General features: G+C 61.5%; 17 protein-coding genes and 2 pseudogenes. 5 read left to right on the forward strand and 14 right to left on the reverse strand.

Annotated elements, in window-relative coordinates:
• Nucleotides 1-227, forward strand: a pseudogene (locus ACN4F8_RS09440) (IS5/IS1182 family transposase); the annotation flags it as partial.
• A gap of 32 nt (nucleotides 228-259) precedes the next feature.
• Here ACN4F8_RS09440 and ACN4F8_RS09445 read toward each other — a convergent pair.
• The 13 genes from ACN4F8_RS09445 to ACN4F8_RS09505 all read right to left on the reverse strand — a co-directional run bounded on the left by ACN4F8_RS09445 (nucleotide 260) and on the right by ACN4F8_RS09505 (nucleotide 15,300).
• A complete protein-coding gene (locus tag ACN4F8_RS09445) occupies nucleotides 260-1,174 on the reverse strand; it encodes a DMT family transporter (protein ID WP_322272250.1) in 915 nt (304 codons plus the stop codon).
• A 597-nt stretch (nucleotides 1,175-1,771) separates the two neighbouring features.
• Nucleotides 1,772-2,956, reverse strand: a complete 1,185-nt coding sequence (gene bktB, locus ACN4F8_RS09450) for a beta-ketothiolase BktB (protein ID WP_419473343.1) — start codon at nucleotides 2,954-2,956, stop codon at nucleotides 1,772-1,774.
• Between the two features lie 75 nt (nucleotides 2,957-3,031).
• Nucleotides 3,032-4,660 (reverse strand): 3-(methylthio)propionyl-CoA ligase, encoded by a 1,629-nt coding sequence (locus ACN4F8_RS09455; protein ID WP_419473344.1) that lies wholly within the window; start codon nucleotides 4,658-4,660, stop codon nucleotides 3,032-3,034.
• Between the two features lie 51 nt (nucleotides 4,661-4,711).
• Complete coding sequence (locus ACN4F8_RS09460) at nucleotides 4,712-6,523, reverse strand: acyl-CoA dehydrogenase (protein WP_419473345.1); 1,812 nt, start codon at nucleotides 6,521-6,523, stop codon at nucleotides 4,712-4,714.
• Nucleotides 6,524-6,638: 115 nt separating this feature from the next.
• Nucleotides 6,639-7,580 (reverse strand): electron transfer flavoprotein subunit alpha/FixB family protein, encoded by a 942-nt coding sequence (locus ACN4F8_RS09465; protein ID WP_419473346.1) that lies wholly within the window; start codon nucleotides 7,578-7,580, stop codon nucleotides 6,639-6,641.
• A gap of 1 nt (nucleotide 7,581) precedes the next feature.
• On the reverse strand, nucleotides 7,582-8,331 hold the full coding sequence (locus ACN4F8_RS09470) for an electron transfer flavoprotein subunit beta/FixA family protein (RefSeq protein ID WP_419473347.1): 750 nt from the start codon (nucleotides 8,329-8,331) through the stop codon (nucleotides 7,582-7,584).
• A 31-nt stretch (nucleotides 8,332-8,362) separates the two neighbouring features.
• Nucleotides 8,363-8,818 carry a MaoC family dehydratase gene (locus ACN4F8_RS09475; RefSeq protein WP_419473348.1) on the reverse strand — a complete coding sequence of 152 codons (456 nt, stop codon included), beginning with the start codon at nucleotides 8,816-8,818 and terminating at the stop codon, nucleotides 8,363-8,365.
• Nucleotides 8,819-8,896: 78 nt separating this feature from the next.
• Complete coding sequence (locus tag ACN4F8_RS09480; protein WP_419473349.1) at nucleotides 8,897-9,853, reverse strand: branched-chain amino acid ABC transporter permease; 957 nt, start codon at nucleotides 9,851-9,853, stop codon at nucleotides 8,897-8,899.
• Nucleotides 9,854-9,863: 10 nt separating this feature from the next.
• Entirely contained in the window at nucleotides 9,864-10,748 is an 885-nt protein-coding gene (locus tag ACN4F8_RS09485; RefSeq protein ID WP_419473350.1) for a branched-chain amino acid ABC transporter permease, read from the reverse strand.
• Between the two features lie 84 nt (nucleotides 10,749-10,832).
• A complete protein-coding gene (locus ACN4F8_RS09490; protein WP_419473351.1) occupies nucleotides 10,833-12,044 on the reverse strand; it encodes an ABC transporter substrate-binding protein in 1,212 nt (403 codons plus the stop codon).
• A gap of 120 nt (nucleotides 12,045-12,164) precedes the next feature.
• Nucleotides 12,165-12,887 carry an ABC transporter ATP-binding protein gene (locus tag ACN4F8_RS09495; protein ID WP_419473352.1) on the reverse strand — a complete coding sequence of 241 codons (723 nt, stop codon included), beginning with the start codon at nucleotides 12,885-12,887 and terminating at the stop codon, nucleotides 12,165-12,167.
• Entirely contained in the window at nucleotides 12,884-13,636 is a 753-nt protein-coding gene (locus tag ACN4F8_RS09500; protein WP_419473353.1) for an ABC transporter ATP-binding protein, read from the reverse strand. The genes ACN4F8_RS09495 and ACN4F8_RS09500 overlap by 4 nt, the downstream gene beginning before the upstream one ends.
• A 20-nt stretch (nucleotides 13,637-13,656) precedes the next feature.
• Nucleotides 13,657-15,300: an acyl-CoA synthetase gene (locus ACN4F8_RS09505; protein ID WP_419473354.1), complete on the reverse strand. Its 1,644-nt coding sequence runs from the start codon at nucleotides 15,298-15,300 to the stop codon at nucleotides 13,657-13,659.
• A 202-nt stretch (nucleotides 15,301-15,502) separates the two neighbouring features.
• Here ACN4F8_RS09505 and ACN4F8_RS09510 point away from each other — a divergent pair, with 202 nt between their 5' ends.
• From ACN4F8_RS09510 to ACN4F8_RS09525, 4 genes are all read left to right on the forward strand, one after another.
• The gene (locus tag ACN4F8_RS09510; protein ID WP_419473355.1) at nucleotides 15,503-17,539 is read left to right on the forward strand and encodes a PAS-domain containing protein; all 2,037 of its coding nucleotides are present in this window, start codon (nucleotides 15,503-15,505) and stop codon (nucleotides 17,537-17,539) included.
• A 5-nt stretch (nucleotides 17,540-17,544) separates the two neighbouring features.
• Nucleotides 17,545-18,276 (forward strand): response regulator transcription factor, encoded by a 732-nt coding sequence (locus ACN4F8_RS09515; RefSeq protein ID WP_419473356.1) that lies wholly within the window; start codon nucleotides 17,545-17,547, stop codon nucleotides 18,274-18,276.
• 74 nt (nucleotides 18,277-18,350) lie between these two features.
• On the forward strand, nucleotides 18,351-20,033 hold the full coding sequence (locus ACN4F8_RS09520) for an electron transfer flavoprotein-ubiquinone oxidoreductase (RefSeq protein WP_419473357.1): 1,683 nt from the start codon (nucleotides 18,351-18,353) through the stop codon (nucleotides 20,031-20,033).
• A 469-nt stretch (nucleotides 20,034-20,502) separates the two neighbouring features.
• The gene (locus ACN4F8_RS09525; protein ID WP_419473358.1) at nucleotides 20,503-20,985 is read left to right on the forward strand and encodes a GreA/GreB family elongation factor; all 483 of its coding nucleotides are present in this window, start codon (nucleotides 20,503-20,505) and stop codon (nucleotides 20,983-20,985) included.
• Between the two features lie 532 nt (nucleotides 20,986-21,517).
• Here ACN4F8_RS09525 and ACN4F8_RS09530 read toward each other — a convergent pair.
• Nucleotides 21,518-21,669: pseudogene (locus ACN4F8_RS09530) on the reverse strand (IS481 family transposase); the annotation flags it as partial.
• Nucleotides 21,670-21,791 lie beyond the last annotated feature (122 nt).

Here is a 21,791-nt window from a genome sequence, read left to right on the forward strand (position 1 = left end):
AGTTGGCACTGGATCTGGGTTTCATTCCAGTGGTGCCACCAATGAAGACGCGGATCGAACCTTGGGAGTACGACCGCGAGATGTACAAGCGTCGCAACGAGGTCGAGCGCTTGTTCCGTCGACTCAAAGGCTATCGCCGCATCTTCTCGCGGTTCGAGAAGCTCGACCTGATGTTCCTGGGCTTCATCAGCTTCGTGCTCGTCGCTGATGGTCTGCGGTTGTGTTAACAGGCCCTAGCCGTTCCCCGACGCTGCGGCCTTCAGCCCTTGCGCAACCCCAGCCACATCACCGTGGCCACGACCAGCAGGCCACCCGCCACCTGCACCGCCGCAATCGACTGGCCCAGGATCGCCCAGGCCAGCACCAGCGCGAAGATCGGTTCGATGTTCATGATGGCCGAGTTGCCCACCACGCCCAGCTTGGGCAACACCGTGAACATGATGGTGAACGCGGTGCCATACAGCACAGTCAGGCCGAGCAGGCCCCACCAACCCACAGGAGCCTGCGGCAACGCCAGACCGCCCTGCACACCGCACGCGATCAACGCCATGATGCCCACCGTGGTCATGGTTGTGGCCGTGCGCAGGCGCCCATCCAGATCACCGGTTTCGTGTTGCGTGATCACGAGCGCAAGACCAAAGGTGGCCGCGGCTGCCAGGGCAAAGGCCACGCCCACACCGATCTGCGCCCAATGCCCCGAGGCACCCAGCCCGGAGGCTGCGCCTGACACATCGAGGGCCAACGCCAGCCCGAGCAGCATCACCGGCATGGCGCGCAACACGCGCGGCTGGGGTCGCTGCCCGTACACCACACGCGCCCACAACGCGGTCCACAGCGGGTAGGTGTTGAAAGCCAGCAAGGCCAACGCCACCGGCAACCGCGCCACCGAGGCGTACAGACACAAACTCTGCACGCCCACCAGCAAACCGATGGCGGGCAGTGCTTTGCGGTGGCGCGCCTGCAAGCGCACCGGCACCCGGTACACCAGCACGATCAGGCCCACCACGAGTGCTGTGACGCCGCTGCGAAATGCCACCGCCGTGGCCACGCTCACACCGTTATCAAAAGCCAATCGGGCCGCCACGTGGTTGGCGCCCATCATGAAAGCGATGAGCAAAAGCGTGGCGAATGCCGAGGTGGACAGTGGCGCTGTGGGGGTGTTGGTTGAAGACATGTCCGCATTCTGCGGGGTGCGTACCCCCGAGGCGTGTCACGGAAGATCTGCCGATCGCAGAAAAACAAAAACGCGCCCTGAGGCGCGTTTTGCTGCAAGTTCGCGCCCTGAGGAGCGTTCTGTTTTCTTGTCTGGCGGGCGAGAGGAGTTCACATGAACGTCCGGAAGCCTTGAGAACACTGGACTTGCGCCAAACAGCCAAATGATTGTGCCCCCAAATGTGCCCCCAGTGAGGAAGGTGAGGCATTTTGGCCCCAGCCACTGCACAAGACCAGCATCACCATTCGTCGTTTGGAAAGCGATCGTTGGGACGCCCCCACAAAGTTCGCCAATAAAGAAGCATCAAACCCGTTGCAGCGTCAAGGACCGAAGCCCAGCAGCCACATCAAACCGGTACGCGGCCTCCAAAAACGCAACTTGATGTCTCTGTGCTGCCTTCGCGTTTGGCAACTCTAAAAAGAGACGGATTGCCGAAGGCATCCGCTATCGTCGTGTGAGCACATACCCCCAGAACAAGCTGTATGGACCAAAGACCCGATTCCGGCAGTCGCTAGGCCGGTGGTCATGCAACTGAGTTCGTCATTTGCCCTGGCTTGATCAGATCCGCTCGAAGATCGCGGCGATGCCCTGACCGCCGCCGATGCACATCGTCACCAGAGCGTAGCGACCGTTGACCCGCTGCAGCTCATACAGCGCCTTGACGGTGATCAGCGCGCCGGTGGCGCCGATCGGGTGGCCCAGCGAGATGCCCGAGCCGTTGGGGTTGACCTTGGCCGGGTCGAGGCCCAGTTCCTTGGTGACGGCGCAGGCCTGGGCGGCGAAGGCTTCGTTGGCTTCGATCACGTCCAAGTCGTTGACGGTGAGACCGGTGCGCTTGAGCACCGCCTGTGTGGCCGAGATCGGGCCCACGCCCATGATCTTGGGGTCCAGGCCGGTGTGGGCGTAGCCGACCAGACGCGCCAGCGGCTTCGCACCGCGGGCCTGGGCGGCCTTGGCGTCCATCAGCACCACGGCCGCGGCCGCGTCGTTGATGCCCGAGGCGTTGCCGGCGGTGACGGTGCCGTTTTCCTTGATGAACACCGGCTTGAGCTTGCTCATGTCTTCGGGCTTACAGCCGGGGCGGAAGTGTTCGTCGGTCGCCCAGGACACATCCCCTTTGCGGCTCTTGAGCAGCACCGGGACGATCTGTTCCTTGAAACGGCCCTCGGTGGTGGCGCGCTCGGCGCGGTTGTGGCTCTCGACGGCCAGCGCGTCCTGCATTTCGCGGGTGATGCCGTACTGGGCGGCCACGTTCTCGGCCGTCACGCCCATGTGGATGTTGTGGAAGGGGTCGTGCAGCGCGCCGATCATCATGTCCACCATCTTGGTGTCGCCCATGCGCGCGCCCCAGCGCATGTTGAGGCTGGCAAACGGCGCACGGCTCATGCACTCGGCGCCGCCGCCGATGGCCACGTCGCAGTCGCCCAGCAGGATGCTCTGGCTGGCGTTCACGATGGCCTGCAGGCCCGAGCCGCAGAGCCGGTTGACGTTGAAGGCGGGCGTGGCTTCGGCGCAACCGCCGTTGATGGCGGCCACGCGCGAGAGGTACATGTCCTTGGGCTCGGTGTTGACCACGTGACCGAAGACGACATGGCCGACCTCCTTGCCGTCGGTGCTGGCGCGGGCCAGGGCCTCGCGCACGACCAGGGCACCGAGTTCGGTGGGCGGGCTGTCTTTGAGGCTGCCGCCAAAGGTACCGATGGCGGTACGGACTGCGCTGACGACGACGACTTCACGGCTCATGGAGATTCTCCGGATAGATTGGGCTTGACGGACTTGTTCCAGCGCATGGCGCAGCAATGCCATTGGCGACAAACCTCACGCGGTAGGCAGGTGGTAGTCCTTGAACTGTTCGCGCAAACGGTGTTTGAGCATCTTCCCCGTCGCACCCAACGGGATGCTGTCAACGAAGGCCACATCGTCTGGCGTCCACCACTTGGCGATCTTCCCGTCGTAAAAGGCCAGCAGTTCATCACGCGTCACCTGGCCGCCAGGCTTGAGCATGACAACGAGCAAAGGGCGCTCATCCCATTTCGGGTGTTTGGCCGCGATACACGCTGCCATGGCCACCGCTGGGTGTGCCATGGCGATGTTCTCCAGATCGATGGAACCGATCCATTCGCCGCCAGACTTGATCACATCCTTGCTGCGGTCCGTGATCTGCATGTAGCCATCCGGGTCGATCTTGGCCACGTCGCCTGTGGGAAACCACCCATCCTGGAGATGCTCTTCGCCCTCTTCCTTGAAATAGCGCGACACCACCCAGTGTCCGCGGACCAGAAGGTCCCCCGTCTGCACCCCATCACATGGCAACTCGGCTCCATCAGGACTGACGATTTTCATGTCCACACCAAAGACCGCTCGCCCCTGTTTCGCTTGAACCGCCTGGCGTTGCTCAGCATTTTGAGCGAGGTGCTTGGCCTTGAATGCGCACACGGTCCCCAGAGGACTGAGTTCGGTCATCCCCCACGCATGCACAACGTGAACGTTGTAGTCCTGTTCAAAGGTCCGAACCATCGCCGGGGGACACGCAGAACCACCGATCACGGTGCGACGCATGGTGCTGAATTTCAAGCCATTGCTCTGCACATGGTTGAGCAAGCCCTGCCACACGGTGGGCACGCCAGCAGCCATGGTCACGCCTTCGGCTTCGAAAAGCTCATAGAGCGACTTGCCGTCCAGGCCAGCCCCAGGCATGACCAACTTGGCTCCAGTCATGCATGCGGCATAGGGCAGCCCCCACGCATTCACATGGAACATCGGTACCACCGGCAGGATGACGTCTGCCGCAGAGCAACCCAGGCTGTCTGGCAAGGCCGCTGCAAACGTGTGCAGCAAGGTCGACCGGTGGCTGTAGAGAACGCCTTTCGGATTGCCCGTGGTTCCCGACGTGTAGCACAACGTGGCAGCCGTCTGCTCGTCCAGCATCGGCCAGTCGTAACTGGCGCTCTGCGCCTCCACCAAGTCCTCGTAGCACAACAAGTTGGGGATGCGGCTACTGGATGGCATCTTGTCCTTGTCGATCAGGGCCACAAAATGGCGCACCGTGCTGACACGGTCAGCAATGGACTCAACCAGTGGAAGGAAGGTGATATCGAAGAAGAGCACCTCGTTTTCAGCATGGTCGGCGATGTAGGTCACCTGATCGGCATGCAGGCGCGGGTTGATGGTGTTGAGCACCCTGCCTGATCCCGATACGGCGTAATACAACTCCATGTGGCGGTAACCGTTCCAGGCAAGCGTAGCCACTCGGCCACCCTCAGTCACATCCAGCGCTGCCACCGCATTCGCCAACTGACGTGCCCGTCGCGCCAGATCGGCGTAGGTGTAGCGGTGAACGTCGCCTTCTACTCGACGAGACACGATTTCCTGATCGCCGTGATGCCGCTGGGCATGCACCAGGAGCGAAGAAGTCAGCAATGGCAGCTGCATCATTTGACCGTTCATGACGAAGGCTTCCTATTCGTTGTGTATTGAAGGCAGTTGAAATGGCAGGCGCTAGAACATGCCCACCTTTGCGCGAGCGATGGTTTCCCCCCCATTGATGACGGTCTGGGCCAAAGATGTGGCGCCCGGGAGGATCGACTCGGCATAGAAGCGGGCCATGAGCACTTTCGCTTCGTGGAAGTCCGGGTCTTCGGACATCGCGTCGAGCGAGGCCATCATGGACCGAGCCAACATCCATCCCGTGAGCAGCAGACCCGCCACTTGGAGGTAGTTCACGGCGCCTGCGTACACGCCCCCTGGATCGGCTTTGGCATGGGTCACCACATGGTCCACCGTCTGCAACATGGCCTCGCGGGCGTGGCGCAGCGCGTGGCGCATGACGGCGCATTCAACTTCCGAATGCGCCCCGAGATCTTCTTCGGTCATGGCGATCTGCATGCAGATGGCCCTGGCCACGGCGCCACCATCACGGACGGTCTTTCTTCCAACGAAGTCGTTGGCCTGAATGGCGGTGGTGCCTTCGTAGATGGTCAGGATTCGGGCATCGCGCAGGTGCTGAGCAGCACCCGTCTCTTCGATGAAGCCCATGCCCCCATGCACCTGCACGCCCATGCTGGCCACCTGAATGGACATCTCGGTGGAAAAGCCCTTGACCACAGGGACCAGAAACTCGTAGATGGCTTGCTGCTCTCGACGCATCCCTGGGCTGGAGGCGTGATGCGCCAGGTCCGAAGTCGCCGCGGCCAAGTAGGCCAATGCGCGGGCACCTTCGATCTGGGCCCGCATACCCAGCAGCATGCGCTTGACATCCGGGTGGTGGATGATGGTCACTGCAGCGGGTGACCCCGCCACGTCGCGGCTCTGGACCCGATCCCGTGCGTACGAGACGGCCTGCTGGTACGCCCGATCGGCCACCGCGATGCCTTGAAGTCCAACAGCAAAGCGCGCGGCGTTCATCATGATGAACATGTATTCGAGGCCTCGGTTCTCCTCGCCGACGAGGTGGCCCACAGCGCCAGGTCCGGCGCTGTCGGCGATTCCGCCGTCCGTGCCGTCGCCGAACTGCAGCACGGCTGTGGGTGACGCCTTGATGCCCAACTTGTGCTCGATGCTCACGCATTGCACGTCGTTGCGTGCACCAAGCGTTCCATCGGCGTTCACCAGGAATTTGGGAACAACAAACAGACTGATGCCCTTGACGCCTTCTGGCGCGCCGGTCACGCGGGCCAGCACGAGGTGGACGATGTTCTCGGCCATGTCGTGTTCACCGTAGGTGATGAAGATCTTGGTGCCGAAGACTTTGTAGGTGCCATCGGGCTGCGGCTCGGCCCGGCTGCGCACAGCCGCCAAGTCGGAGCCCGCCTGCGGCTCAGTCAGGTTCATGGTGCCGGTCCATTGGCCGCTGACCAACTTCTCCAGGTAGGTGGCCTTCAGTTCATCAGAGCCGGCTGTCAGCAGCGCTTCGATGGCGCCGTCGGTCAGCATGGGACACAGCGCAAACGACAGATTCGATGCGTGCAGCATTTCCGCACACGCCGTGGCGATCAGTTTGGGCATGCCCTGGCCGCCATACTCGGCCGGATGAATAACCCCCTGCCACCCGCCCTCAGCGAACTGAGCAAAGGCCTCCTTGAATCCGGGTGTGGTGGTCACCACCCCGTCCTTCCAGCTGCTGGGTTGAACGTCGCCGACCCGGTTGAGAGGGGCCACAACGTCCTGACAGAACTTGGCAGACTCCTCAAGAACCGCCTGGGCTGTCTCAGCATCGAAATCTGCCATCCCGGGCAACTCGGTCACCTTGTCGAGCCCTGCGATTCGGGTCATGGCGAACATCATGTCCTTGACGGGTACTGTGTAACTCATACCAACTGGCTCCAAATAGAAAATTGCTGACTCTGCTACCACTCGATCGATCCATGCCGGGATCGCAACGACAACATTCGTACGCCCTGTGAGTAACAGCGGCGGTGCATGACGACTACAGCTTGTTGATGAGTTCCGGCACGGCCGCGAACAGGTCGGCCTCCAGGCCGTAGTCGGCCACGCTGAAGATCGGGGCCTCGGGGTCCTTGTTGATCGCCACGATCACCTTGCTGTCCTTCATACCCGCCAGGTGCTGGATCGCACCGCTGATGCCGACAGCGAGGTAGAGCTGAGGCGCCACGATCTTGCCGGTCTGGCCCACTTGCAGGTCGTTGGGGGCAAAGCCCGCGTCCACCGCCGCACGGCTGGCGCCGATGGCCGCGCCCAGCTTGTCGGCCAGCGGGGTCATCACTTCGCTGAACTTCTCTGCTCCACCCAGACCCCGGCCCCCACTCACAATGATCTTGGCCGCCGTGAGTTCGGGTCGGTCGTTCTTGGCGATCTCGCTGCCCAGGTAGGCACTCTTGCCGTTGCCCGTTGTGGCCGTCACGGTTTCCACCGTGGCGCTGCCGCCCTGGCCCGCGGCGTCGAAGGCGGTGGTGCGCACGGTGATGACCTTGGTGGCGTCGCCACTCTGCACGGTGGTGATGGCGTTGCCGGCGTAGATCGGGCGATCAAAGGTGTCGGCACTCACCACCTTGATGATTTCGCTGATCTGCGCAACGTCGAGTTTGGCGGCCACGCGCGGCGCGGCGTTCTTGCCCGCGGCGGTGGCGGGGAACAGGATGTGGCTGTAGCCGCTGGCGATGGCGAGCACCTGGGCGGCGATGTTCTCGGCCAGTCCGTGGGCGAAGCCTTCGGCGTCGGCATGGATCACCTTGCTGACGCCCTGGATGTTGGTGGCGGCCTGGGCCATCGAATGGGCCTGATGACCCACGATCAGCACATGCACCTCTCCGCTGCCGAAGAAGCTGATCTCCGCAGCGGCCTTGACGGTGTTCAGTGTGGAATTCTTGAGCGACGTGTTGTCGTGCTCGGCAATCACCAGTATGGTCATGTCAGATCACCTTGGCTTCGTTCTTGAGCTTCTCAACCAGCGTGGCCACGTCGGGCACCTTGATGCCCGCACCGCGTTTCGGCGGCTCGCTGACCTTCAGGGTCTTCAGGCGCGGTGTCACGTCCACACCCAGGTCTTCGGGTTTGACGATGTCCATCTGCTTTTTCTTGGCCTTCATGATGTTGGGCAGCGTCACGTAGCGCGGCTCGTTCAGGCGCAGGTCGGTGGTGACGATGGCCGGCAGCGTGAGGCTCAGGGTTTCCAGGCCGCCGTCGACTTCACGGGTCACATTGACCTTGCCGTCGATCACTTCCACTTTGCTGGCAAAGGTGCCTTGCGGCAGATCGGCCAGCGCGGCGAGCATCTGGCCGGTCTGGTTGCAGTCGTCGTCGATGGCCTGTTTGCCCAGGATCACGAGACCGGGCTGTTCCTTGTCCATCAGCGCCTTGAGCAGCTTGGCCACGGCCAGGGGCTGCAGTTCTTCAGACGTCTCCACCAGGATGGCGCGGTCGGCGCCGATGGCCATGGCCGTGCGCAGGGTTTCCTGGCACTGCGTGATGCCGCAGGAGACGGCGATGACCTCGGTGACGACACCCTTTTCTTTCAGGCGCACGGCTTCTTCGACCGCGATCTCGTCAAACGGGTTCATGCTCATCTTGACGTTGGCCAGATCCATGCCGGACTGGTCGGCCTTGACGCGCACCTTGACGTTGTAGTCCACCACGCGTTTGACGGGGACCAGTACTTTCATGCGGACACCTGCTGTAAAAAAATGGAAGACATCAAGCCTGCTGAGCGGCTTTCGCTCTGCGAGCGGACGAAGTGGTCATGACGGTGGCTTCGCCGTCCACCACCACCACATCGCGCACGCGGCACACGGTTTCGAGCACGGCGCGGGCCTTTTCGGTGTTGACCGACTTCACCGTGACCGTGGCCTTGACGGTGTCGCCGGGGCGCACCGGGGCCAGGAAACGCATCTGCTGTCCGAGGTACACCGTGCCAGGGCCGGGTAGGCGGTTGGCCACCGCAGCCGAAATCACGCTGGCCGTGAGAAAGCCGTGCGCAATGCGCCCACCAAACGGCGTGGTAGCGGCAAATTCCTCGTTGGTGTGGACGGCGTTGTTGTCGCCCGAGACACCGGCAAACAGCACGATGTCGGCCTCGGTGATGGTCTTGGCAAAACTGGCGGACATACCGACGCACAGGTCTTCGATGTCATGGCCGAATTGTTCGTTCATGGAAATGGCTCCGGTGTGGAATGCGAAAGGGCTGGGATCGGTCTGCTCAGGCAGGCGGGCCAGGGACCCGCCCCCGCATCAGTGGCCACCCGAGCCAGAACGGTTAAAGCCGTTCTTGTTGAGCATGGCGGCCAGCTCCCCCACCATGCCCCGGCGGAACAGCATCACGCACACCACGAACATGCCGCCCATGATCACGGTGACCCAGGAACCCACCTTGTCGGCCAGCAGGTTTTCCAGGCCAATGATGGTCGCGGCCCCGGCCACCGGGCCGAGCACGGTGCCCAGGCCGCCCATCAAGGTCATCAGCACCACCTGGCCCGAGGTGTGCCAGTGCACATCGCCCAGCGAGGCCAACTGAAACACCAAGGCCTTGGTAGAGCCGGCCATCCCCGCCAGCGCAGCAGAAATGACGAAAGCCAACAACTTGAACTTGTCCACGTCGTAACCCAGCGAGGTGGCGCGGGCTTCGTTGTCGCGAATGGCTTTCAGAATCTGGCCGAAGGGCGAATGAATGGTGCGGTACACCAGCCAGAACCCCGCCATGAACACGGCAAACACGAAGAAGTACATCGCGATGTTGTCCGACAGGTCGAACACGCCCAGCAGCATGCCGCGCGGAATGCCCTGCATGCCGTCTTCGCCGCCGGTGAACTTCATCTGCATGGCCAGAAAGAACACCAGCTGGGCCAGTCCCAGGGTGATCATGGCGAAATAGATGCCCGCACGGCGGATGGCGATCCAGCCGAACAGGCCGCCCAGCAGGCCGCTGAACACCCCCCCGGCCAGCACGCCCAGTTCAGGCGTGAGTCCCAGGTCGCGGCACAGGTAGCCAGTGATGTAGGCCGAGCCGCCGAAGAACGCGGCATGCCCGAACGACAGCAGACCCGAAAAGCCCAGCAGCAGGTTGAAGGCACACGCAAACAGGGCAAAGCACAGGAGCTTCATCAAGAAAGTGGGGTACACGAGGAAGGGTGCCACAGCCCCCACCACGAGCATGGCCGCAAACATCAGCAACACGCGGTTGTTGTTCATATCGAATCCTTCAAGCTTGCTTGCCAAACAGACCAGCGGGTTTGACCAGCAGCACCAGCACCATGATCAAGAAGATGACCACGGCAGACGCTTCGGGGTAGAAGACCTTGGTCAACCCCTCGACGATGCCCAGGCCAAGACCGGTGACGATGGCCCCGAGGATGGAGCCCATGCCACCGATCACCACCACCGCAAACACCACGATGATCAGGTTCGAACCCATGACGGGGTTGACCTGTTGAATGGGTGCGGCGAGCACACCGGCAAACGCTGCCAGCGCAGCCCCGGTGGCGTAGGTGGCGGTCACCAGCACCGGCACGTTGATGCCGAGTGCCTGCACCAGGTCTGGTCGCTGGGTGGCAGCGCGCAGCGTGGCCCCCAGACTCGTGCGCTCGATCACGTACCAGGCGGCGGCGCAAACGCTCAGCGCGGCCACCACCACCCAGGCACGGTAGATGGGCAGGTACATGAAGCCCAGATGTACACCGCCCTCCAGGATTTCGGGCGCTTCATACGACTCGCCCGACACGCCAAAGAAGTTCTTGAACACACCCTCGGCGATCAAGGCCAACCCGAAGGTCAGCAGCAGGCTGTACAAGTGGTCCAGCTTGTAGAGGTGGCGCAGCATGGACCGCTCGATCACCACGGCCAGCAGGCCCACCACCAGCGGCGCCAGCACCAGCGCTGCCCAATAGTTGATGCCCAGCCAGTTCAGCCCCATCCAGGCGGCAAACGCGCCCAGCATGTACTGCGCACCATGGGCAAAGTTGATGATGTTGAGCAGGCCGAAGATGATGGCCAACCCCAGGCTGAGCACCGCGTAAAACGATCCGTTGATCAGCCCCAGCAGCAACTGGCCGAAAAAGGCCTGCGATGGGATGCCAAAGATTTCCATGACCCGATTCCTTTGTTCCTGAAGACACGCGCAGCCCCGGCCCATCCCGTTGGGATGGGTACACAAAGGCTGCGGCCTGGTGACTTACTTCTTGACCAGCGGGCAAGTCGATTCGGACAAGGGCTGAAAAGCCTCGGCCGCTGGAATGGTGGCCTTCACGTTGTAGTAGTCCCAAGGCGTCTTGGACTCAGAAGGCTTTTTGACTTGCAGCAGGTACATGTCATGGACCATGCGGCCGTCGTCGCGTATCTTGCCGTTCTTGGCGAAGAAGTCGTTGACAGGCATCTTCTTCATCTGGGCCATGACCTTGGGCGTGTCATCGCTGTTGATGGCCTTGACCGCCTTCAGGTAGTGCATCACCGACGAGTACTGGCCCGCTTGCACCATGGTGGGCATGCGCTTGTGTTGCGCAAAGAACCGCTTGGACCAGGCACGGGTTTCGTCGTTCAAGTCCCAGTAGAAGCCCTCCGTCAGGTACATGCCTTGCGTGGTCTTCAGTCCCAGCGAGTGCACATCGGTGATGAACATGAGAAGGCCAGCCAGCGGTTGCTTGGGCGTCACGCCGAACTCTGCAGCCTGTTTGATGGCGTTGATGGTGTCGCCACCGGCGTTGGCCAAACCGATGACCTGCGCGCCGGAGGACTGGGCCTTGAGCAGGAAAGATGAAAAATCAGAGCCAGGGAAAGGGTGGCGCACAGTGCCCACCACTTCGCCACCATTGGCCTTGACCACGGCGCTGGCGTCTTTTTCCAGAGCGTGGCCAAAGGCATAGTCTGCCGTCAGGAAGAACCACTTTTTACCGCCGCCCTGGGTGACGGCCTTGGCTGTTCCGTTGGCCACGGCATAGGTGTCGTAGGTCCAATGCACGGTCACGTCATTGCAGTTGGCGTTGGTCACGGCGGTCGAGGCAGCCCCAGAAATCAGCGCGATGCGGTTCTTTTCCTTGGCGATCTTCTGCACGGCCAATGCGACCGAGGTGGTCACGAGTTCAGATGCCACATCCACCTTGTCTCGTTCAAACCATTCGCGCGCCTTGTTGGCGGCAATATCGGCCTTGTTCTGGTGGTCTGCGGAGACCACTTCCACCTTGAAGCCGGGTTTTTCGGAGGCGATGAAATCCTCAATAGCCATCTTGGTCGCGACGACAGTCCCCGGGCCCGACACGTCTGAGTACACGCCAGACAAGTCGGTCAACACGCCGATCTTGACCATGCCGTCCGAAACCTGGGCCTGTGCGGTGGTGGCCAATGCAACAAGTGCCAGGCTGGCGGTTTTTGCGATGTGAGTGAGTTTCATATTCGAGTCTCCTGAGTGGGTTGAATGAAAGGGAGGCGGCAGAGCTGCTGGCAGGCTCTTTAAGGGAAACCGTTGAAAAGACGGGTAGACCTGGGTAACGCGGGGGCCTGCGTCAGGTGTTCACACGCCCAGCAGGTCGTGCAGGTCACCGGTTCGGGCTTCGAGTTCGCTTTTCTGCACCGTCATCACCACATGGCCGTGTTCGAGCACGTAATGGCGGTCGGCCAGCGGGGCGGCGAAGCGGAAGTTCTGCTCCACCAGCACGATGGTGTAGCCCCGGCTCTTGAGCAGACGGATGACTTCGCCCAGCTTCTTGACGATGACGGGGGCCAAGCCTTCGGTGATTTCGTCCAGCAGCAACACCTTGGCACCGGTGCGCAAAATGCGCGCCATGGCCAGCATCTGCTGCTCGCCGCCTGACAGGCGGGTGCCCGGGCTGTTGCGCCGCTCCAGCAGGTTGGGGAAGACGGTGTAGATCTCGTCCAGCGTCATGCCACCGCTGGCCACCACAGGCGCCAGCATCAGGTTTTCTTCCGTGCTCAACCCGGCAAAAATGCCACGTTCTTCAGGGCAGTAGCCAATGCCCAGCCGGGCAATGGTGTGCGGCTGCATACGCGTGACTTCGTTGCCGTTGAACATGATAGAACCGGTGCGCTTGCCTACTAGGCCCAGAATGGCTTTGAGCGTGGTCGAGCGGCCCGATCCGTTGCGGCCCAGCAGGGTGATCAGCTCGCCCCGGTTCACCTGCAAGTCGATGCCGTGCAGGATGTGGGACTCGCCGTAGAACGCGTGCAAGTCGGTCACGCGCAGCATTTCGCCGCCGGGTTTGAATGCGCTGCTCATGCTTCGACTCCCACGTAAGCTTCCAGCACACGGGGGTCCTGGGACACCGTGGCGTAATTTCCTTCAGCCAGCACAGAGCCGCGTTGCAGCACGGTGATCGTGTGGCACAAAGACTCCACCACCGACAGGTTGTGCTCCACCATCAAGATGGTGCGGTTGGTCGATACCTTTTTGATGAGGTCCACCACGCGGCCGACGTCTTCGTGGCCCATGCCCTGGGTGGGTTCGTCCAGCAGCATCAGATCGGGGTTGAGCGCCAGGGTGGTGGCAATTTCCAGCGCGCGCTTGCGGCCGTAGGGCATTTCCACCGTGATGGTGTCGGCGAAGCTGGCCAGGTCCACCTCTGTCAGCAACTCCATGGCCCGGTCATTCAAGACATTCAGCTTGCGCTCGGACGACCAGAAGTTGAACGAATCCGACCGGGTGCGTTGCAGCGCCACGCGCACGTTCTCCAGCACCGTCAGGTGACTGAAGGTGGCCGAAATCTGGAACGAGCGGATCATGCCCCGCCGAGCCACTTGCACCTGGTTGTCGCGGGTGATGTCGTTGCCGTTGAACAGGATCTGCCCGGCACTGGGCTGGTGGAATTTGGTCAGCAGGTTGAAGACCGTGGTCTTGCCCGCGCCGTTGGGGCCGATGAGCGCATGAATGGTGCCCCTGCGAACCTTCAGGTTCACGTCGGACACGGCGTTGAAACCGAGGAACTCTTTCGAGAGCCCCCGGGTTTCCAAAATCAGATCTTGAGACATGGGTGTTTCCGGGGAAGGGGTCATTCGATGGCCGAGCTCGACTTGACCAGGTCGCGCAATACAAACTTCTGGATCTTTCCGGTCGAAGTTTTGGGCAAGCTCACGAATTCCACGCGCTTGGGCACCTTGAATCGGGCCAGGTGGGTGCGGCAGAACGCAAGGATGTCGGCCTCGGTGGTCTCGGCACCGGTCTTGAGCTCGACGAAGGCGCAGGGCACTTCGCCCCACTTTTCGTCGGGCTGGGCTACCACAGCAGCCAGCATCACGGCGGGGTGGCGGCACAGGGCATCTTCCACCTCGATGGAGCTGATGTTTTCGCCGCCGGAAATGATGATGTCCTTGCTGCGGTCTTTGATCTTGACGTAGCCGTCGGGGTGCATCACGGCCAGGTCGCCGGTGTGGAACCAGCCGCCTGCAAAGGCTTCTTCGGTGGCGGCTGGGTTCTTCAGGTAACCCTTCATCACCACGTTGCCCCTGAAGAAAATTTCGCCCATGGTCTCGCCGTCGGCGGGCACAGGCAGCATCGTGAGCGGGTCGAGCACGGTCACGTCTTCTTGCAGCGGATAGGGCACACCTTGGCGCCCATTGAGTTGGGCACGCCCCTCAATAGGCAGGCTGGCCCAGCTGTCCTGCTTGGCACAGACAGCGGCGGGGCCGTACACCTCGGTCAGTCCGTAAACATGGGTCAGCTCAATGCCAGCGGCCTCGCAGGCTTCGAACACCGCTGGCGGTGGCGCTGCACCCGCAATCAGCCCATGCACGGTGTGTTCAATGCCCCAACGCAACTCGGCTGGGGCATGGACGAGCATGCTGTAGACGATGGGCGCGCCACACATGTGGGTGATGTGGTGTTCGCGGACCAACGGGTAAATCAGCGCTGGGTCCACCCGGCGCAGGCACACGCTGGTGCCCGCAATCAGGGCCATGGTCCACGGGAAGCACCAGCCATTGCAATGGAACATGGGCAATGTCCACAGGTAGGTGGCGTGGTGCGGCAACTGCCACGAAATGACGTTGCTGGCCGCATTCAGGTACGCGCCCCGGTGGTGGGTGACCACGCCTTTGGGGTTGCCTGTGGTGCCCGAGGTGTAGTTCAGCGCAATGGCATCCCACTCGTCGGCGGGGCGGTGCCACGCGAAGGCCGGGTCCCCTTCAGCCAGCAGAGCTTCATAGCTGAGCTGACCCAGGTAGCTGCCCGCCGGCGCCTCGTCATCTTCCACCTCGATGACCAGCGGAGCCTCTTTGCCCAACATGTCCAGCGCCTGCGCCACGACTTTGGAGAACTCGCGATCGGTCAGCAGCACCTTGGCTTCACCGTGGCGCAGCATGAAGGCAATGGCCTCTGCATCAAGTCGGGTGTTCAGGGTGTTGAGCACCGCACCGGTCATGGGCACGCCGAAGTGTGCTTCCAGCATGGCGGGCACGTTGGGCAGCATCGCGGCCACGGTGTCGCCCGTTCCCACACCTCGGCGGGATAGTGCCGATGCCAGCCGGAGGCAGCGGGTGTAGGTTTGGACCCAGGTTTGCTGCCGTTCTCCGGAGATGATGGCGGTGCGTTGGGGATAAATGCGCGCCGTGCGTTCGATGAAGCTCAGCGGCGACAACGCCACAAAATTGGCGGCGTTCTTCTCCAGCCCGGACTGGTAGGGATTGATGCGATCCATGCTTGTCTCCGTGTTTTCCCATGCTGAACGACCTGTCGGTCAACCGGGCAACCTGTTTGTGGAGCGCATCATCCGAGCGCATGTTTGCAGCAATCCGCGCCGAATGTGACGAATGTTTGCAAGGTGCAGGGCTTTGGCTCCCCCGCTCCTAAAATTTGGCCATTCACAAGACCGATCGCCCCTGATTGGCAGGAGACAAAACGTGACAAGTACGGACCCGTGCAGTGGCGGGGTCGATGCCCGGCGCAAAGATTCGTTGCAGGCGGGCCTGGACTTGATTGACCAGGGATTCACCCTGATCGACGAAAACTTGCGCCTGGTGGCCTGGAACCAGGCCTTTTTGAACCTGCTGGGGTTTCCGCCCGAGATGGGACAGGTGGGCAGACCCTTCGAGAGCTTCATGCGCTACAACGCCGAACGGGGCGAGTACGGCGATGGCGATATCGAGGGCTATGTGCGTGAGCGAGTGGAAGCGGCAAAAGCGTTCAAGACCCACGACATCGAACGCACCCGGCCCAACGGCACGGTGCTGCACATCCGCGGCGTGCCCGGTCCCGGGCACGGATTCGTCACGCTCTACTCGGACATCACGCGGCAACGGCAATCGGAGAACCTGATTCGCGAGCAAAACGCACTGCTCGAATCCCGTGTGGCCGAGCGCACGCGCGAGCTGATGAGCACCAACGATCAACTGCGAGAAGCACTGCGCCTGAAACGTCAATTTGGTGAGTCTCTGGAGCGCAGCGAAGCCCAGATGAGACTGATCACCGACTCCATTCCAGCGCTCGTGGCCTACTTTGATGCCACCTTGGTGTATCGCTACATCAACCGCGGTTACCACGACTGGTTTGGTGTCGATCCCAACCGCCCCGAACAAGTCAGTGCCCGAGAGTTTCTCGGGATCGAAACCTACACGCGGATCAAGCCCTTCATCAAGCAGGCCCTTCGCGGTGAACGGGTGACTTTTGAATATGAAGCGGCAACGCTGGCTGGGGGCCGGAAGCTGCTGCGGACGACGCTCATTCCGGAGTTGAAAGAAGCCGGTCAGGTCATCGGTTGTTTTGAGTTGACCTTTGACATCACCCAGGAGCGGAAATCCCATGAAATGCTGGTCCAGGCCCAAAAAATGGAAGCCTTGGGGCAGCTAACCAGCGGCCTGTCTCACGATTTCAACAATATCCTGACCGTGGTCTTGGGCAACCTCGCGGCACTGGCGAACCAGCCGGACGTGAAACACCATCTGGACGAGTTCATTTCACCCGCCATTGAAGCCGCAAGAAGGGGCTCAGACCTGATCAAGGGACTGCTCGCTTTTTCGCGTCAACAGCCCATTGAAAGCTCGGAGGTGGATATCGATGCTTGCGTGCACAAAATGGACAAGCTGGTACGACACACCTTGCCTGCAACCCTCAGTTTGACGTTCGATCTTCAGGCCACACCCGCGCACTGTGCACTGGACCCGCACCAACTGCAAAACGCCCTGCTCAATCTCATTCTCAACGCCAAAGACGCCACCGAATCGAGAGGGCATATCATCATCCGAAGCGAAATCCAGACGCTGGATTCCCTGCATGCACAAAGGCTGAATCTGCAACCTGGACCGTTCACCTGCGTCGCTGTCAGCGATGACGGTTGCGGCATGGACGCGCTCACGCAGTCGCGCGTGTTCGAGCCGTTCTTCACCACCAAACGGGTGGGCCAGGGCTCTGGCCTTGGCATGGCCATGGTGTACGGTTTTGCGCGGCAGTCCGGTGGCAACGTCGAAGTCTCCAGTGAGCCCGGCATCGGCACCACGGTGCGGCTGTGGTTGCCGTTGATTCCGTCACCCTCACCGGTGGGTCTGACCCCCGATACAGCCGATGCTGCCGTACCTCCAACCGAGGAATCCCAACCGTCTTTGGCCTTGCTGGTTGAAGACGATGTCAGCGTCCGAAAGGTGGTCAGGCGACACCTGCTGGAGCTGGGCTACTCGGTGATTGAAGCAGAGAACGGACAAGAGGCGCTCGATATCCTCGCCAAGACCTGCGACCTGAAACTGGTCTTGTCCGATCTGGTCATGCCAGGTGGGATTGATGGGCAGCAGGTCATTCGCCGCGCCAGCGAGCTCGAACACATCGCCAAAGTGGTGCTCATGAGTGGCTACTCAGCCAGCGCTCATCCGATCAAAGGCGTGCCTTTGATTCAAAAGCCCTTTACCAAGGAGCAACTCCACGAGGTGCTTCATTCGATTCGCGACTGATCGCCATGTCCAGCCACTGCGTGCCCTCCCCGAACCGTCATCTCATCTATCTCGTCGAAGACGAAGAAGAGGTGGCACGGGTCGTCATGCGGGTCCTGGAGGACTTCGAGTTTCTGGTGGAGTGGTTTCGCGATGGTTCTTCCCTGCTGAGTCGACTCAAGACCGAGCAACCCGATCTATGCATCCTGGACCTGGGCCTGCCAGACATGGACGGAGTGACACTGATCAAACAGGTCACCGCTCTGCACCACTGTGGGCTGCTGGTATTGACCGGTCGAGGTCATCCCTATGACCGCGTCATGGGTCTGGAAATGGGCAGCGATGACTACGTCGTCAAGCCTTTTGAGCCCCGTGAACTGGTGGCGCGTGTGCGAAGCATCCTCAGACGCAGCAGCCCGGTAGGCAGCACCAGCCACAGCAAGCCGCGCAGGTACGCCAGCTTTTTGGGCTGGACACTCGACTGTGCTGCCAACACCCTGACCTCACCGAGCGGCTCTGAGCACCTGCTCAGCACCGCGGAAACCCAGGTATTGCGCGAATTTGTGGAGCGTCCCCATCAAATTTTGACGCGTGAGCAATTGATGGGGCAGCGGGACCTCTCACCCATGGACCGCAGCATTGACGTGCGTATCTCGCGTATCCGCCGCAAGATTGAAGAAGACCCGCAGAACGCCAAGATCATCAAGACCGTTTACGGCGCCGGATACATGTTCGTGGCCCACGTGACCTGGTCTTGACAGAAATGATGTCCACGGTCTCACCAACAGCATTCTGCTTCTAACTTTTTCGATTTCTCCTTGTCGACACACCCATGAGCCCCCAAGACATCCTGAACACCTACGGCCCACGCGAAGCCATGGAATACGACGTGGTCGTGGTCGGCGGCGGCCCCGCCGGCCTGGCCACCGCCATCCGCCTCAAACAGCTCGCCGCCGAGAAGGGCAGCGAGTGCAACGTCTGCGTGCTGGAGAAAGGCTCCGAGCCAGGCGCTCACATCCTCTCGGGCGCGGTCATGGACCCCAAAGCCCTCACCGAACTCTTTCCCAACTGGAAGGAACTCGGTGCTCCGCTGAACCAGCCCGTGACCGGCGATGACCTGCTGGTGCTGAGTGAAACCGGCGCCACCCGCACACCCGACTGGCTGATGCCGCGCAACTTTGACAACCACGGCTGTTACGTCATCAGTCTGGGTGCGGTGACCAAGTGGCTCGGTGAACAGGCCGAAGCCCTGGGTGTGGAGATCTTCCCTGGCTTCAGCGCCGCCGAAGTGCTCTACAACGACGACGGTTCGGTCAAAGGTGTCGCCACCGGCAACCAGGGCGTAGGCAAAGACGGCGAGCCCATGGAGAGCTTCCAGATCGGCATGGAGCTGCACGCCAAGTACACCGTGTTCGCCGAAGGTGCGCGCGGCCACCTGGGCAAACAACTGATCGCCAAGTTCAAGCTCGACGAAGGCAAAGACGCCCAGACCTTCGCCATCGGCATCAAGGAACTGTGGGAGGTCCCGGCCGACAAGGCCAAGCCTGGCCTCGTGGTGCACACCGCCGGCTGGCCGCTGAACGACGATGCCTTCGGCGGCGGCTTCCTCTACCACCTCGAAGGCAACAAGGTCACGCTGGGTTATGTGATCGGTCTGGACTACCAGAACCCGTGGATGAGCCCGTTCGAAGAGATGCAGCGCTGGAAGACCCACCCCAGCATCAAGGCCCACATCGAAGGCGGCAAGCGCCTGGGGTACGGCGCGCGCGCGCTGAACAACGGCACGCCCCAAGCCCTGCCCAAGCTGGTGTTCCCGGGAGGCGCCATGGTCGGCTGCAACGCCGGCTTCCTGAACGCTGCGCGCATCAAGGGCAGCCATGCGGCCATCAAGAGCGGCATGTTGTGTGCCGAAGCGGCGTTCGAGGCCGTGGCCGCCGGGCGCAGCAGCGACGAGCTGAGCGCGTTCGAGACCGGCTTCAAGACCAGTTGGCTGTTTGAAGAACTCTGGACCTACCGCAACTTCAAGAACTGGTTCAAGAAGAGCCCGCTGCTGGGCAAGCTCATGACCGGGGTGGAACACTGGTTCCTGCCCAAGGTGGGCGTGAGCAACCCGCCGTGGACGCTGCACAACACGGTCAAAGACCACACCAAGCTGCGCCCGGCCGCCGAGATGCCGCAGATCAGCTACCCCAAGCCGGACGGCGTGATCACCTTCGATCGCCTCTCCAGCGTGTTCGTGTCCAACACCAACCACGAAGAGCAGCAGCCGGCGCACCTGACGCTCAAGAACGCGAGCGTGCCGGTGCAGATCAACCTGGCCAAGTACGCCGGACCCGAGAGCCGCTACTGCCCGGCCGGCGTGTACGAGTTCGTGAACAAGGACGGCGCGGACCAACTGGTGATCAACGCGCAGAACTGCGTGCACTGCAAGACCTGCGACATCAAGGATCCGACGCAGAACATCGTGTGGGTCACGCCCGAAGGTGGCGGTGGCCCCAACTACGCCGGCATGTGATGCGGCAACCCAGTGACCCGCCTCCCATTCGTACGCAGCAGAAGTAAGAGAACTCCACAATGGGCCGATACCGCCAGTCCGGATGGTCGGAAAGCGGTCAGAAACGCGGTGCCAGTCGTGTCACAGAAGCTCCAGGACCGAAGTACCTTGTGCAACCGCCATTCCAGCCCGTGCCTTTCGCCGTGCCAACAGCCGCTTCGTTGCAGTCAGAGAGAGTACGCTTGGTAGAACGCACCGGTAGCCGCTGCTGAAAAGCCGCACTGGGAGATTTGAGGGTCGCGTCAAGGCTGCTTGCTGTCGGTGACCTTGCACTCCTGACTATCAGCCGCCGCGGCCACCAGTCTTTCGAGGATGGAAAGGTCGAGCGACCGCCGCCCATAGCTGAAGTTGACCTGCAGCGTCGAAGGCTGGTGGAGCCCCTCACAATCAAGACCTGCCCCCCGCTTGTTCGAGATGCCCACCTTTCATCATGGATAAATTCTTGTTGCAGCAGCAGGTGCTGGAACGCCTCGCCGAAGACCTGCTGCAAGCCGAACAGGCAGCGCGGGCGGCCCATGAAACGGCGACTCACGAAGAAAACATCGCCGAAAACAAATACGACACATTGGGACTCGAAGCCGCCTACCTGGCCACCGGCCAAGCTCGTCGCGCCGAAGCCATCCGCCAGGCGATGGCCAATTGGCGCCAATTCCGCCCGCGCCCCTACGATGCCAGCAAAGGTATTCAGCTCGGCGCACTGGTCTGCCTGATCGATTCCGACGACAAGGGGCAACAGCTCTTTCTCGGCCCGCATGGGGGCAGCATGAAGTTGGTCAGCGGCGCTCAGCTTGTTCAGGTCATCAGCAGCGAAGCCCCTTTGGGCAGGGCCATGCTGGGTAAATGCGAGGGGGATGAGGTGTCGATACAGGTCGCGTCCATCCGACAGCAGTTTGAGGTGCTGAGGGTTCATTAACCCGCAAGCAAGTTCACGCCGAATTGATCAAAAATTGCCCGCCCCGCACCCTCAAATACGCTCTGCACAACTCCTGGCGAGCTATGCGGAGTTCGTTCGCTCTCTCGGCCTCGCGTACATCAATTCACTTCGGTGGCACTGACCGCGAGGCAGGTCAGTGTCGGCAATACCAACTGGTGCCCGAGGTCAGCAGTACTTCGAAACCGGCCATTGGGTCCGAGATTTCACGGATACCTGGATGACAGTTGTGAGGCCCAGACCGAGAACTCAGGGGGGCGACATCACCGGCAGCCACCGCTGCGGACCTGCCGGTGACCGCGCGGTGTGCACCCGCTTAAGGCTGAACTGAGTCACTCGCGGATGGCGGTCCGAACGGCAGGGATGGTCGTCAGCGGCCATGCAGCGATCGACCACGCCAGTGACCGCTTCCCCGTCAAGACCGGGTACTCGCAAGTGGATGGCACCAGGCCCTCGTTGAAGGACCGGTGTCCCATGGGCGAAGTGGCACTCCCGACCCTAAGCAGTCATGCGACCCTATAGGCCGACCTGTGATCGGGGTCCGTTTCTTCCACCTCACTATCGTTTTCAGGTTGATTTCATGGCGCGCAGAAAGCGTTGACTATTTTGTATTGATCGACGGACAACCTTTGTCGTTGTGGCACTTCCGTGCAGAACCTGGCCCATAATGCTTTCTTCTATTCAAGGTAAAAGATTGCACCATCAAAACTTGCGATCAAACAACTAGGGCCTGTTAACACAACCGCAGACCATCAGCGACGAGCACGAAGCTGATGAAGCCCAGGAAC

Source organism: Hydrogenophaga sp. (assembly GCF_048549895.1).
GTDB lineage: Bacteria > Pseudomonadota > Gammaproteobacteria > Burkholderiales > Burkholderiaceae_C > Hydrogenophaga.